Origin of the sequence: Paenibacillus sp. FSL R5-0766 (genome assembly GCF_037971845.1) — a bacterium.
GTDB lineage: Bacteria > Bacillota > Bacilli > Paenibacillales > Paenibacillaceae > Paenibacillus.
This window is the reverse complement of sequence record NZ_CP150227.1, coordinates 3,220,600-3,234,239: the sequence shown is the minus strand read 5'-3', so window position 1 is coordinate 3,234,239 and position 13,640 is coordinate 3,220,600. Positions and strand designations below refer to the sequence as shown.

The window sequence follows — 13,640 nt, the reverse complement described above, 5'->3', positions numbered from 1 at the left end:
CTTTAGTGGATTGCCAATAATGCTTCAATGTTAACATTCAGTGCCAGGAGATCGGTTTGGATCCGTGCTTGTTTCCCTTTTTTTGTGAAACATCATCCAGACCCCCATCAAACAAAATAAAACGCTGCACCCCATGCCAAACAAGCTACTGGTTTTTAATGCAAGAGGTGAGCCTTGCATGGTAAGTAATGTCGCTTGGGTCACCACGATGGATACCATCGCATCGGTGAAGTTAATCATTTTCAATGTAGATATGATCGGGTTATGGAGATGACGGTTCGCCCAGGTACCATACACGGCAAAAACCAACTTGGTAAAAGCAACTGTAGATACGATATACACAATGATACCCTCATATATGAAAGCATCGCCGATTAGATACATTCGCAGGCAGACCATCGAATAGGACACACCCAGTAAACACAGGAACAGACCTCCGCGCTTATATACCGTAAGCTCCAATCTGTATCTTTCTTCGGGAGAGTCCATTCTCTTGGTAACTGTATATTTATGGAGCACTTGGCCTTTAGCCACACAAAGAATCAGATAATATACAGCATTTGTAATGAACCATCCCGAAAACAGATATATGCCCAGGATTAACTTGCCTATCCCTGTTACAGCATTGATAACAAGGGAAGCCACATTAAACAAGGCCGTTCGATCTTGTTTATTTCCAAGGTAATGGAACCAAATGGACTTCAAATATGTCTTCATTTTCATAGGATATTCATTCTGTTAGAGAAGCAGACCATTAGCCTTTTACCTACCTCATATATTTCTTCTTATCTCTTACCGTTCAGAGAATCCCGAATCCTTTTCGGAAGGGATTGGACAACCATATCATAGGAGTGATCGATCATGACATAGACATCCTCATCGGATAAGGAACCATCCAGCGTAATGGTATTCCAGTGCTTTTTGTTCATATGATATCCCGGTTGAACTGCTTCATGCTGCTCTCTCAGGTTCTCTGCAATAATTGGATCACATTTTAAGTTTAAGCGACATTTCTTTTCTTTGTTTTCAAAAATAAGAGCGAACATCTTACCCGCAACCTTAATCGCGACTGGATCAGGCCCAAATGGATAATCCTTGGTCGCACCTTTCTTGTTCAAACTGTATTCAATCATCGTATCCTTCAAGTCAGTACCTCCCTTTCACCAGTGGACGATATAATGATACCGAATGTAAGTTCGTATGTAAATAAGCTCGTTGTACATAAAAGCACATAATAAAACCTCCTCCAAATGAATGGAGAAGGTTTTATCTGGATTTATTTAACTCTTAATTGGCTCTATCATTCCTAGTTTTGCTGCTGCGGCTGAATGAGCCATGGTTTGATTTACTGCTACTGCTGTTTGATCTACTGCTATTGGGTCTACCGTCGTTTGAACGACTACTGTTTGATTTACCACTCTTGGCAAACCATTCGGATTTGGGCTTGCGTGCCGGGTTAGCTTTGGACTTCGCCGGTTTACCTGCAGCCGATTTGTTGAACGAAGGTTTACTGCCTGATGCTTTGCTGGTTTTATCAAACACAGGTACACCTGTCATTGGATACGGATGACCTTTTACTTCAGGAATCGTCTTTTTGATTACTTTCTCGATATCCTTCAGGAATGGAAGTTCATCCTTCTCGCAGAACGATATGGCCATCCCGCTTTTGCCAGCTCGCCCTGTACGTCCAATACGGTGAACATACGTTTCCGGAATGTTAGGCAGGTTAAAGTTAATGACATGTGAAAGTTCCTCTACGTCAATTCCTCTTGCTGCGATATCCGTCGCAACTAATACACGTGTTGCACCACTCTTGAAGTTGTTCAGTGCCCGTTGTCTCTCGTTCTGAGACTTGTTGCCATGAATAGCCTGTGCCGTAACATTCGCTTTGGCCAAATCACGTGTAACCCGGTCAGCGCCGCGCTTCGTGCGTGTGAACACCAATGCCGTGACGATGGATTTATCCTCCAAAATTTGGTTCAACATATGTTGCTTCTTACCGTTCTCCAACAAATAAATAGACTGCTCAATGCGGTCTACCGTTGAAGATACCGGTGTGATTTCTACTTTGACTGGATCAACCAGCAGGGTTTTAACCATTTTGGTGATTTCAGGAGGCATCGTAGCTGAGAAGAACAGCGTCTGCTTTTTGTTCGGCATTTTGGCAATGATTCTTTTCACGTCATGAATGAAGCCCATGTCTAGCATCCGGTCTGCTTCATCCAAAACGAGAATCTCAACCATCTTCAGATCAATACGTTTCTGGTTAATCAGATCGTTCAATCTACCAGGCGTTGCGATAATAATATCTGCACCTTGATTCAACGCACGCTCTTGCACTTTTTGCGAAACGCCGCCAACGATTGCCGTACAACGAATGTCCGTATACCGGCTATATACCTTGATGTTATCCGCGATCTGAATAGCCAGTTCTCGTGTTGGTGTCAAAATTAATGAGCGAATATGTCGTGCGGACTTCGATCCTTGCCCTTTGGATCTTTCGCTTAATAATTGAATGATCGGCACTGAAAATGCTGCCGTCTTGCCTGTTCCTGTCTGTGCACATCCCAGCAGATCTCTGCCAGCTAATACAGCTGGTATGGCCTGTTCCTGTATAGGGGTAGGATTAGTATAGTTTGCTTTGCTTAACCCTTCCATAATAGAGGGGATAATATTTAAGTCCTTAAATGTCATGTTGTCTCCTTCATTTACGCACATCTATCAATAAGACGCATCTTTTATTTCACACGTAACGTATAAGGATACCATTAAAAACGTAATTTGTACATTATCTTTTTAAAATCACTTTGTTTAACTGACCAATTTAAGACCAACTGCCGATCCGAGCACCATAGCGATAAACAGAATTCGAAGGGCATTTCGAGGTTCTCCATAAAACACCATGCCCAGAATGGCACCACCGGAGGCCCCGATTCCCGTCCATACGGCATATGCTGTCCCCATCGGAAGAGTTTCCATCGCAAGGTACAGGAACAGGAAGCTTAAACCAAACCCGGCTACCAATAGAACCAGTGAAATGAGATTACGGTCTTTGTGCAACTTGTTTATCATCAGCACTCCGATCATCTCAAATATACCTGCCAAGATAAGAAATACCCAGTTCATTATAGCTGCACCTCCTTATTCTTCTCTTTGCTCAGCATTTTAAGACCAATCACGCCAAGTAAAAGTACACCAATGAGTACCATTTTTCCGGTTTGAACAGTCGCATTAAACAGAACAATCTCTGCAAGTACCGTGCCAGCGGTACCCAGGCCAACAAATACGGCATATACGGTTCCCACAGGCAGTGTACGCGAAGCTGCAATCATCAAAGAGAAACTAATGATAATTGCAACCAACGTAAACCCCCATTCCAGCAGACCACTGGCATGTTTCAATCCAATGACCCAACCCACTTCAAACAAAGCAGCAATCACAACCGACATCCACGTTTTATTCATTCTTGTAACACTCCTTCTCTACTACATTTTTTGTACAACCCGTAAGGTTCATTAGCGTAAAAACAAAAAAAGCCCGGGAAACAAACTGCATGTAGCAGTTCATCTCCCAGGCTTTTATCCCTCCGTGGCACAACCAACAGGTTGCGGGTTTTCTCTCGGACCAGACCGACACATACATCGCGGAACCCTAGAAAACCTGTTTTTATTCTAATGTGTCTCCAATTATACACACTTCCACTATCTTGGCAACCCCATAAATGTGATCACGCCATTTATTTGATAATCAAACCCATTAATCCTACAAATGTGGCGGCTTGATGTGGTGAAATCACACAACCGTTGAGATCTTCCATCGTCAGCACCAAGGAGTCAAATTCGCAATCGCTAAGATCCAAATCCTTCAGTTTGGTGCCTGTTAAGGAAGCTTGGTCGATGTTACATTGACTGAACTCCATTTTTTGCAGTGCCAGATAGGCAAAGTCCGCACCAATCAAGGTACATTCCGAGAAGGAGACCTGTTTCAGATGGGCAAAACGAAAATTGCTGTAGTCGCCTAGACCATGAAAGAAACTGACATTTTGCAATCGGCTATTGGAAAAATCAGTTCCGACAAACTTGCAGTTATGCCATTCGATCCGATGCATGAAGGCACCAGAGAGATTGACATTGGAGAAGTCGCAGTGTTCGAACCGTACATCGGTGAATTCAAATTGTTCCAAGGCAGACTCCGAGATTGTCACATGTCTAAATACAACATTTTCAAAGGAAACCTTACTCGCTTCCTGTTGATCCAATGTAATGTTCTCGATCAGTTTGTGTTTGTACTCCACTTTGGATTCCAGGAATGCAATCGTTTCCGGTTCAAGCAACTGCTCCTGAATCTTGGGTTTGTCCATTTTCATCCCGTATTCCCCTATTCCTTAATAGCTACGACTCGCAGTCGGCTTCTGTCCAGATACCACTGTCCATCCCGCATCAGTTGTGGCTGTACTTTTTTCTCAACTGCTTCCATAATAACATCCTGTTCCGCAGCTGTGATACCACTGAATAAATACTCCGCGAAGCTGGTCAACCACTTTCTGGCACCTGGCTTGAACGGGGTAAATTGATCCACATGCTGAGCCAGACTAACTCGAAATCCGTGTTGCTCCAGAAGATTAGCATATTCGCCAATGGTCGGGTGATACCACGGATTCCGTCCTTCCCATTTGTATCCACGGGCATCCAGTTCTTCCTGTACCGCTGTAATTAATATAGCCGTGTTACCATTTGCAGCAAACTCAGCCACGAATCGCCCGCCCCTCTTGAGCGCTAACTGTATTGATTGTACTACAGCTGGAGCATCCTTTATCCAATGCAGAACGGCATGAGAGAAGACCGCATCAAACGGTTCTTCTGTCCGATAATGACAAGCATTTGCTACTTGAATATTCATATCAGGGTATTTCTGTTTAGCTTGCCTAATCGTCTCTTCTGAAAAATCTATACCTTTTGTCAGCGCACCTGCGGTTGCAATTTTGGCTGTCAGATCGCCATTACCGCAACCTACATCAAGAATACGTTCACCTTGGGATGGCTGGAGCAATGATAAGATAGGTGTGCCCTGTAACGTAGCAAAAGGAGCGGAATGACCACTCGATGATTCGTTCACTTGACCGGATGAATGTCCGTTATTCATAGATTATAATCTCCTTCTCAATTAAGGATCTAATGTATCTATAATAACTTTAATATAAGAGAATTGTCAATTCACTCATCAGATCACTATAAAAAAAAGCCGCCGAATGGCGACTTTAACATTAAGAATTCGGATCAACTAAGATTTCTTGTTAGCCCACATATTCCATATTTCACACTCTCCTTGAATTTGTTCTGTAAATGGAAGTTGTCTCGACCTCTTCGGTAACTAGCTCTAACCAGCATGTGAAGTATATCTCTCGATGTACGGAATTTTCTTCATACTTGATCTGTGATACGAGCCTGTCAATCAAAATTTGCCTCACATGGTTCGATAACCACTTCATCACCCTGTTCACCCAACTTTTCGAATAAACTTTAATCACTTGGCTCTGTTAACATACTCTTAGTATGCCGAGTCATGGGCTGCAAGCGGTATATCAATCGTCTTAATTGATTGCCTGATCCTCTCAGGCCTCCTTTTGATTCTGTACGGTAAGCTTTATAATGTATGTAGGTTAAATCTGTGAGGAGGTAACCGAGTATGCACTCCCTATCTCACAAAAAGGCAAACCCAAAAAAGGACAACCACAATGGATTGTCCTCTTTTCAATATCAGAATTCTGCGTAATATCTTTTGGAATTTTCAAAATACTCGTATTTATGAAAGGAAATCGGAGCTGTTCTCCTTAATTTTGAACAAGATTAGACCAATGCTTCGACCCGTTCTGGCACGTGGATCTCTCCGTGCAATAATTGAGCGATATCACGAGTCAGTGCATCCACATTTTCCTGCTGAGTTGCCCAGCTGGTACAGAATCGTACCGCACTGTGTGTATCGTCAACCTTTTCCCAGAAGGAGAAGGTATAACCGCTGCGTAATTTCTCAAGCAAACGATCAGGCAGAATCGGAAACTGCTGGTTGGTTGGTGAATCGTACAGGAAGCGTACCCCCTGCTGTTCGAGTGAGTCATGAATTCTCAAGGCCATATCTACGGCATGGCGAGAAATATCGAGGTACAGACCATCTTCGAACAATGTTTCGAATTGGATTCCCAGCAATCTGCCTTTGGCAAGCAGGCCACCTTTTTGTTTGATCATATAACGAAAATCCGGTTTCAGCGCTTCATTCAGGATAACAACCGCCTCTCCCATCAATGCGCCAATCTTGGTTCCCCCGATGTAAAATACATCGCACAAGCGTGCAAGGTCAGCAAGTGTCATATCGCAATCGCGTGAAGCGAGTGCATATCCAAGACGTGCTCCATCCACGAAAAACGGAAGACCACATGCTCTGCTCACTGTATGCAATGCTTGCAGTTCTGCCTTGCTGTACATCGTTCCATTCTCCGTTGGTTGGGATATGTAGACCATTCCTGGTTGAACACAGTGTTCCGGTGACGACTCATTCATGTGCGCATCATAGACTGCTCTAACCTGCTCTGGCGTGATCTTTCCGTCCTCGCTTGGAACCGTGAGCACCTTATGTCCCGTAGCTTCAATAGCCCCCGTCTCATGAACTGCAATATGTCCAGAGATAGCAGCAATCACACCTTGATGCGGTCGCAAAATAGACGCAATCACTGTTGTATTCGTCTGTGTACCGCCAACCAAGAAATGAACATCAGCCTGCTCATTGTCGCAGGCCTGACGAATAAGCATTCTCGCCCGTTCGCAATGCTCATCCGTGCCATACCCGCTCGTCTGTTCCATATTGGTTTCCATCAGTCTTTGTAAAATTCGTTCATGCGCACCTTCATTATAATCACATTCAAATCGTATCATCGTGTGGTCTCTCCTGCCTTCTTGTTCAACTTCTCTTGTATGTTCATCATGGAGGTGTATACCTCTTGAATCTCTTCTTCATTCAATTCTTGCATTAACTTCAGGATCTGTTGGTCGGATCGAGCATTCAATTGGGCATACAGTTCCTCACCCTTGGCTGTCAGACGAATCAAACTGACCCGGCTGTCGGCAGCAGAATCCACTTTCACCAGCAGTCCTTTCTTGGACAGCTTGTTCACGATTCGGCTCATGTAACTGCGATCAATGGTCAGTGTATCTACCAGATTATTCGCAATGCTCTCTCCCCGAATTCCAATCTCAATAATGACTCGTACTTCTGCAAACGAATAGCCCGTTCCGAGAATATGCTTATCGAGTACACCAAGAATATTAGTATAAAAACGGTTAAAACGTCGCATGTCAGCGAGTATATCTGGATTTATGTATCGAGAGTCGATGTCAAACCCTCCTTTTTAGTGGACATTGTCAACATTATAATAATCACGTTAGTGGACGTTGTCAACATTATATGCTACATAGCATTTTATAACTTCATTTTTTAATCCAATCAATAAAAAAAGCCGCGCATATGCGCGGCAAGGTTTACTTGTTTTAGTACTTTATCCAGATACTTAGTCAACTGCTTAAGTTTCTATATAAATTGACTAAACATTTACACAAAACGGAGAGGACAGAAAGAACCTGAAGAAGCGGAGCGTTCGCCTTTATCCCCGGATTTCCCCTTTAGATAAGAGGAATAAAAAAATCTGGGGATAACAGCGATCGGAAGGTTGTTCTGTCATCGGAGTGGCTAGTGTAAATTCAATTTACATGGATTAAGAGTGACTATATTGCACCTGATGAAGACGGCTATATATCCCTCCAGCGGCGACCAATTCCTCATGGTTACCTTGTTCAGCGATACCATCTGTGTTCACCACGATGATTCGATCCGCATTCTTGATGGTTGTCAATCGGTGTGCAATCACAAGTGTTGTTCTACCCACCGACAATTCAGCGAGTGATTGCTGGATCAGCGCTTCCGTTTCCGTATCCAGCGCAGAGGTTGCCTCATCGAGAATAAGAATGGGTGGATTTTTCAAGAACATACGAGCAATGGATAACCGTTGCTTCTGTCCTCCGGATAGCTTGACGCCACGCTCGCCAATGACAGTATCCATACCGTCCGGCAACGTAAGAATCAATTCCTCCAATGAGGCACGGCGAGCGGCATCCCAGATCTGTTCGTCAGTTGCACTCAAATCACCATAAGCAATATTCTCCTTAATGGTACCCGAGAACAAAAATACATCCTGCTGAACGATTCCGATATGCTTGCGCAAGGATTGAAGCTTCACGTTACGAATGTCGACGCCATCTACAGTGATTCGTCCCTCTTCTACCTCATAGAATCGTGGGAGCAGGCTACAGATGGTTGTCTTGCCTGCACCCGAAGGACCAACAAAAGCAACGGTTTCGCCTGGTCGAACGGACAGACTGATATCATTCAGAATACGCCGACTGGATTCATATCCGAACGAGACGTTCTCGAAGCGAATATCACCCTTAACACTTTCGAATTCAACGGCGTTTTTGCTATCCGCAATCTCAGGTTCTGTATCAATGATCTCCAGATACCGCTTGAAACCAGCGATGCCCTTTGGATAACTTTCTATGACGGCATTGATTTTCTCAATCGGGCGGAAGAAGATATTGGACAGTAGCAGGAAGGCCATAAAGTCACCCATATTGATCCTGCCATCGATATAAAACCAGGCCCCGCTGATCATGACAAACACCGTAACCAGTCGCATCATCATATAACTGACCGAGATACTTTTTGCCATCGTTTTGTAGGCAAGCAGTTTGGTTTTACGGAAATTCGCATTGTCCACGGCGAAAAGTTCTTTCTCATGTTCTTCGTTAGCGAACGATTGCACCACACGCATACCACCAACGTTATCTTCAATGCGCGCATTGAAATTGCCTACGTCTCCGAAAAGTCGCCGATAGGTCTTTGTCATCCGGCCACCAAATACGATAATGACCCAAGCCATGATTGGGATAATGATAAAGGTAAGCAGCGCAAGCTCCAGATTAATGTTAGCCATCAGCCAGAACGAACCGATTAATGTCATTACTGCGATGAATACATCCTCAGGTCCATGGTGAGCGACCTCTCCGATGTCATTCAGATCATTCGTAAGATGACCAATTAAGTGGCCTGTTTTACGATTATCAAAGAACCGGAAGGACAGCTTCTGCAAGTGAGCGAACATCTTCTCACGCATGTTGGTCTCAATGTTAATGCCCAGCATATGTCCCCAGTATGTAACTACATAGTTCAATACCGTATTAAGTGCATAGATGGATAACAACACAATACAGGCAAGCATAATGAGAGGCCAATCCTGACCTGGCAACAACTCATTAATGAATTTGCTGACAGCAAGGGGGAAAGCCAACTCCAGAAGACCTGCGAGTACAGCGCATCCAAAATCAATCAAAAACAGTTTTTTATAGGGACGATAATACGAAAAAAAACGACGAATCATACTTATTCACTCTCACTCTCCAGATCCTTATTGGGGTTTACATCTTCATTTTGCAGCTCGAACAGATGGATATACTCGTCGATGACCTGATCAATAGCTTTTAACTCCCCACTGATCACCGGGCGAATATGTTCGTACTCCTCCTGTCCAAGTTGTCGGACAAGCGTTGTTCTTCGATTCTGCATTTGTTCCAGAAATACAAGAATCCGGCCGCGACGGAATGTTTGCGCACCATGGCCCCGTTTCCCCTGATGTTCACCATGTCCTCTGCCACGTCTGGAACGCTCTCCACGTTGCTCATTGTCACTCACATCACGTTTCGGACGTTCACCTTGACTTACACTTCCATCGATTGCATTCAGATCACGATCTCTCATCCTGCCACCTCCATTATGTGTATACGTTTGTATACAGTATATTCATGTATACGATTGTATACGTGATAATAATGGGTGTCAACCTAAATTTTCCATATGGCATATGCGTGTATATCCGTTTTATCTTTACGTTTTATTTTTAACAGAAAAAAAGCCGCATTTTTGCGGCTTTTTGTTCTTCACTGTTCTTACTTCTTCGAAAATCATCATCATCCATGTACTAAATTAATTTTACTATTTCAATGAAATTTCAAACTTTGAACCCACGTCACCTGCAAATACAATGCGGCCGTTTTCTGGTAAAACAACCTCATTCTGACCGCTGACTACGGTGTGATTAATACAAATACCCTTCTGATCATATACGGCAAAGCCGCCAGTTGCAGGCATTTTAACCGTCATGACTTTTCCTTTCACCGTTGCTGGTATCGAAAACCATCTGGCATATCCATCTGCTTGAATCGTTGCTAGAGATTGTTTACCCGAATAGAGTGGTTGTACCATTTCCTCATTGGCGTATATGCTACCAACCGCTGTAATGTACTCTACTCCGTTCTTTTTAGCAAAATAAATCTCCTTTGTATCACGTCCAGCCATGCCAGGGATTTGCAGCTCCGTGACTGCTTCGTTTGCTCCAATAATCTTAGTGTTGGATATATACCCCGGGGTCTCTTTGTCCAAATGAATCGGGAGAATTGGTGCTGAATTGAGATAAACCGTTGATGTGTAGTTCTCATTCACCAGGTAATATTTTTTAGCTTCACGCTGCCCCCATGAGGCCGTAATATCCTGGGATAATTCATTGACTTCCAGCTTCTCCGCTTTATATTCTGAGAAAGCCAACTGACCAAGTCCTGGCAAAGATACATAAGATCGAGACCACAGATAAGTCCTTCCATTCTTCTCCTTAACAAATTTCAACTTTTCCGTGCCTTCATCGTTAACAAAAGTACCATCCGCTGTATAGGTGTATGTTTGAGCCGGATTACTTGGAGCTGTGAGTGTGGATACAGTCAGTTGTCCAGCATGATTCATTTCGATCTTCTTAACCGAATTAGTGGCACCATATATACCGGCATACGTGGATATTTCTTCAGGCATATCGGCCTTCACTGGCACGCCAAATGATTTTTCCGGCTTCCGTTCTGTGATAATCCCCTTTTCCTCAAGTGCGCTGAGCAATAATTCACTCGCAATGAACTGATCTTTGGCACTTGTCCCACCAGATGAGGTAACGGCTGCAGCCAGTTTGTATTCCGGCAGTACCACTAATGATGAATGATACGATATCGTATCTCCACCTTTCGTCACGGCCTTGATGCCATATTCACTGAATGGGAACAAGTTCACACTATCCCACCCTAAACCGTAAGATATAGACGTATCGCCATCCTCTGGCCACATGCCTTTTTTGTACTCTTCTTGCGCCATGGCTTCTACAGACTTATCGGTAAGAATGCCTTGGACCTCTCCCGTGAAGATTTGTGAAAACTTCGCAAGATCTTCAGCGGTGGAATAAATGCCTCCAGTAGCGATGATATTATAATTCTCTTGTGGAAGCTGTCCCTCATACACAGGAGAATAGATTCCCGCCATTGCTGCCGGGTCAACGACATCCTGTGGTGTTTTGGTATGTTGCATGTCCAAAGGTTCCGTAAAATAGTGGTGTATGAAAGCCGTAAAAGTCATGCCGCTAACACGTTCAACCATAATCTCGGCCAACGTAAAACCGTCGTTACTATACACCGAGTAAGCTCCAGGATCTGCCTTCAGTTTTTGATTCGCCAATTGCTCCAGAAACGTATCGTGTGAATACGTGTCATTATCCCCGTACAATGTGGCATTGCTGCCAGTACTGCCCAGCAGACCGGAAGAATGATTCAACAGCATGCGTGGTGTGATTTGGGCGAAGCGCTGATCTTTCATCTTAAAATCGGGGATATAGTCCACAACAGGAAGATCCAAATCTACCTTTCCTTCGTCAACCAGCTTCATCACAGCCGCTGTAAGCATCATTTTGCTAGTTGATCCTACGCCATAAATCGTATTTGAAGTAAGCGGTACTTTACCCTCTAAATCGTTCTTGCCTGTCTGACCGGACACCACAATCTCGCCACCATCGATAAGGGCATATTGCAGGCTTGTGATTCCATGCTTCTCGGTGAGTAACTTGGCTTTATCCGCTACTATTTTCTCTGTTGGTTCATACTTCAGGTCGCTGCTGTTACCGGCAGTTGGTGCGGACATGACTGACATTGGAGCCAACAACGTTAACACCAGAGTTAAGGCGGTGATTGAAGTTCGTTTTCCCTTTTGTCGTCCCATTCACATCATCTCCTGAATTTTATATGTTTTGGTATTAGAGTTCTTCTGGGTTTACAAATTTCACCTCCGGATACTTGTCGCTCGGTCCCTGAATCAGATCTCCACCCGTTCCTTTCAGTTGCTTGTTAAAGAAATCGAGTACATATTGATTTACGATGTTTGATCCTCTTTTACCATTGATATCTCCTGTGATACCGGACAGTTTAACCAGCTCTGAATAGAACTGAAGGTCCGTAAAATTGAAGTGCTGGGTTCCTTCTACATAGATCACATTGCCCCCATGATTGATAACATTTTTCATAATGTGCAGCTCATCTGAAAGAGATTTAGTTACTTCATCATCCGAATTTCTATCCATCTCAAAATTGGCGAACCAGTCCTCAAAACTTCCCGATCGGATGAACATAAACGGCTTGTTTATATCATCTCTATTTTCCACTTCATATAGTGACCCATCCATATTAACTCCGGCCTTGATTCTCTGATCTAAATACGTTGCATTAAACGCGGTTGCCCCCCCAAAAGAATGCCCCATCGCGCCGATGTGATCAAGATCGATTTTTCCTTTAAACTGACTTTCGATTGCACCTGAATTCAGCTTTTCGATTTGATCGATTACAAACTCCACATCTTTCGTCCATATACTCCCTGTTTTTGTACGTTCATCTAGTGTAGTTGTACTTTTTTTATAATCCGTTACACGGCCATCTGGAAAAAGGGTAGCAAAGGTGCTATACGTGTGATCGATGGTGAACACGATATACCCATGACTGGCCAGATTCTCGGCCTGTGATACATGTAGAACTCTACTGGTTCCCATACCATGAGATAGTAGTACCACGGGATAAGGACTTGTAGAAGGTAATATTTCAACATTTTCATAAGAGTTGGTTTGACTATACTTCAAGTAGTCGAGCAAAAATTCGGGCAGTTTTAAAGAAGCAGAGAAGCTCTGAATATACTTTTTGAACATTTCTTTATCTTTTGGAAACAGCGTGTCACGCTTGTTATTATTGCTGTTTTCAGTTGGGTACCAAATTTGAACCATTAGTTCTCTCTTATCGCTTTGATCTTCAGTGAAGATTTCGTCTCTGTTCTGGTCTGTTAAATGAAATGTTTGAGTACCCACCTTCTCTGGACCATCAAGCTTCGGCAGATTAAAAACAGGTAAGTATACAGACAAGACGGTAGAACCAACCAGCAGAATGACAATTAGGGAAGATAAACTATATTTCAAGAACTTCCCTATTTTAAGATTCGCCATCTTATCGGAATGTCTGAATAAAACGATGATTATGAATAGAGCCGTCATGATATATACCAAAAGCAACTGCCATCTGTATCCCTCAACAAACAATTGAACTAATAATATAACGCTACTTCCTATACCCAAACCCAAGCCTATTTTCTTTGCACTTCTTTTAATAAATAGTAGGTCTATGAGTAACGCGAAACAG

13 protein-coding genes and 1 riboswitch are annotated in these 13,640 nt (G+C 43.4%); all 13 genes read right to left on the bottom strand.

What is annotated here, in order from left to right:
* Positions 1-30 precede the first annotated feature (30 nt).
* Positions 31-723 carry a hypothetical protein gene (locus MKY66_RS14085; RefSeq protein WP_076211913.1) on the bottom strand — a complete coding sequence of 231 codons (693 nt, stop codon included), beginning with the start codon at positions 721-723 and terminating at the stop codon, positions 31-33.
* 62 nt (positions 724-785) lie between these two features.
* Entirely contained in the window at positions 786-1,145 is a 360-nt protein-coding gene (locus MKY66_RS14080) for an MmcQ/YjbR family DNA-binding protein (protein WP_076211911.1), read from the bottom strand.
* A gap of 142 nt (positions 1,146-1,287) precedes the next feature.
* Positions 1,288-2,694 carry a DEAD/DEAH box helicase gene (locus tag MKY66_RS14075; protein ID WP_036608186.1) on the bottom strand — a complete coding sequence of 469 codons (1,407 nt, stop codon included), beginning with the start codon at positions 2,692-2,694 and terminating at the stop codon, positions 1,288-1,290.
* A 117-nt stretch (positions 2,695-2,811) separates the two neighbouring features.
* Positions 2,812-3,126 carry a multidrug efflux SMR transporter gene (locus MKY66_RS14070; RefSeq protein WP_076211909.1) on the bottom strand — a complete coding sequence of 105 codons (315 nt, stop codon included), beginning with the start codon at positions 3,124-3,126 and terminating at the stop codon, positions 2,812-2,814.
* Positions 3,126-3,464: a multidrug efflux SMR transporter gene (locus MKY66_RS14065; protein WP_036608190.1), complete on the bottom strand. Its 339-nt coding sequence runs from the start codon at positions 3,462-3,464 to the stop codon at positions 3,126-3,128. The genes MKY66_RS14070 and MKY66_RS14065 overlap by 1 nt, the downstream gene beginning before the upstream one ends.
* 101 nt (positions 3,465-3,565) lie before the next feature.
* Positions 3,566-3,666, bottom strand: a riboswitch (guanidine-I (ykkC/yxkD leader).
* Between the two features lie 70 nt (positions 3,667-3,736).
* Positions 3,737-4,366: a pentapeptide repeat-containing protein gene (locus MKY66_RS14060; protein ID WP_076211908.1), complete on the bottom strand. Its 630-nt coding sequence runs from the start codon at positions 4,364-4,366 to the stop codon at positions 3,737-3,739.
* An 11-nt stretch (positions 4,367-4,377) separates the two neighbouring features.
* Positions 4,378-5,142 (bottom strand): class I SAM-dependent methyltransferase, encoded by a 765-nt coding sequence (locus MKY66_RS14055; protein ID WP_076211906.1) that lies wholly within the window; start codon positions 5,140-5,142, stop codon positions 4,378-4,380.
* A 704-nt stretch (positions 5,143-5,846) separates the two neighbouring features.
* The gene (locus MKY66_RS14050; RefSeq protein WP_076211904.1) at positions 5,847-6,926 is read right to left on the bottom strand and encodes a low specificity L-threonine aldolase; all 1,080 of its coding nucleotides are present in this window, start codon (positions 6,924-6,926) and stop codon (positions 5,847-5,849) included.
* On the bottom strand, positions 6,923-7,345 hold the full coding sequence (locus tag MKY66_RS14045) for a MarR family winged helix-turn-helix transcriptional regulator (protein ID WP_076211902.1): 423 nt from the start codon (positions 7,343-7,345) through the stop codon (positions 6,923-6,925). Before MKY66_RS14045 ends, MKY66_RS14050 begins: the two co-directional genes overlap by 4 nt.
* A gap of 417 nt (positions 7,346-7,762) precedes the next feature.
* Positions 7,763-9,481, bottom strand: coding sequence for an ABC transporter ATP-binding protein (locus MKY66_RS14040; protein ID WP_076211900.1), 1,719 nt, complete (start codon positions 9,479-9,481; stop codon positions 7,763-7,765).
* Between the two features lie 2 nt (positions 9,482-9,483).
* Positions 9,484-9,858: a hypothetical protein gene (locus tag MKY66_RS14035; RefSeq protein ID WP_256704248.1), complete on the bottom strand. Its 375-nt coding sequence runs from the start codon at positions 9,856-9,858 to the stop codon at positions 9,484-9,486.
* Positions 9,859-10,092: 234 nt separating this feature from the next.
* Entirely contained in the window at positions 10,093-12,183 is a 2,091-nt protein-coding gene (locus MKY66_RS14030; RefSeq protein ID WP_076211898.1) for a serine hydrolase domain-containing protein, read from the bottom strand.
* Between the two features lie 34 nt (positions 12,184-12,217).
* A complete protein-coding gene (locus MKY66_RS14025; RefSeq protein WP_339807164.1) occupies positions 12,218-13,420 on the bottom strand; it encodes an alpha/beta fold hydrolase in 1,203 nt (400 codons plus the stop codon).
* Positions 13,421-13,640: the final 220 nt, after the last annotated feature.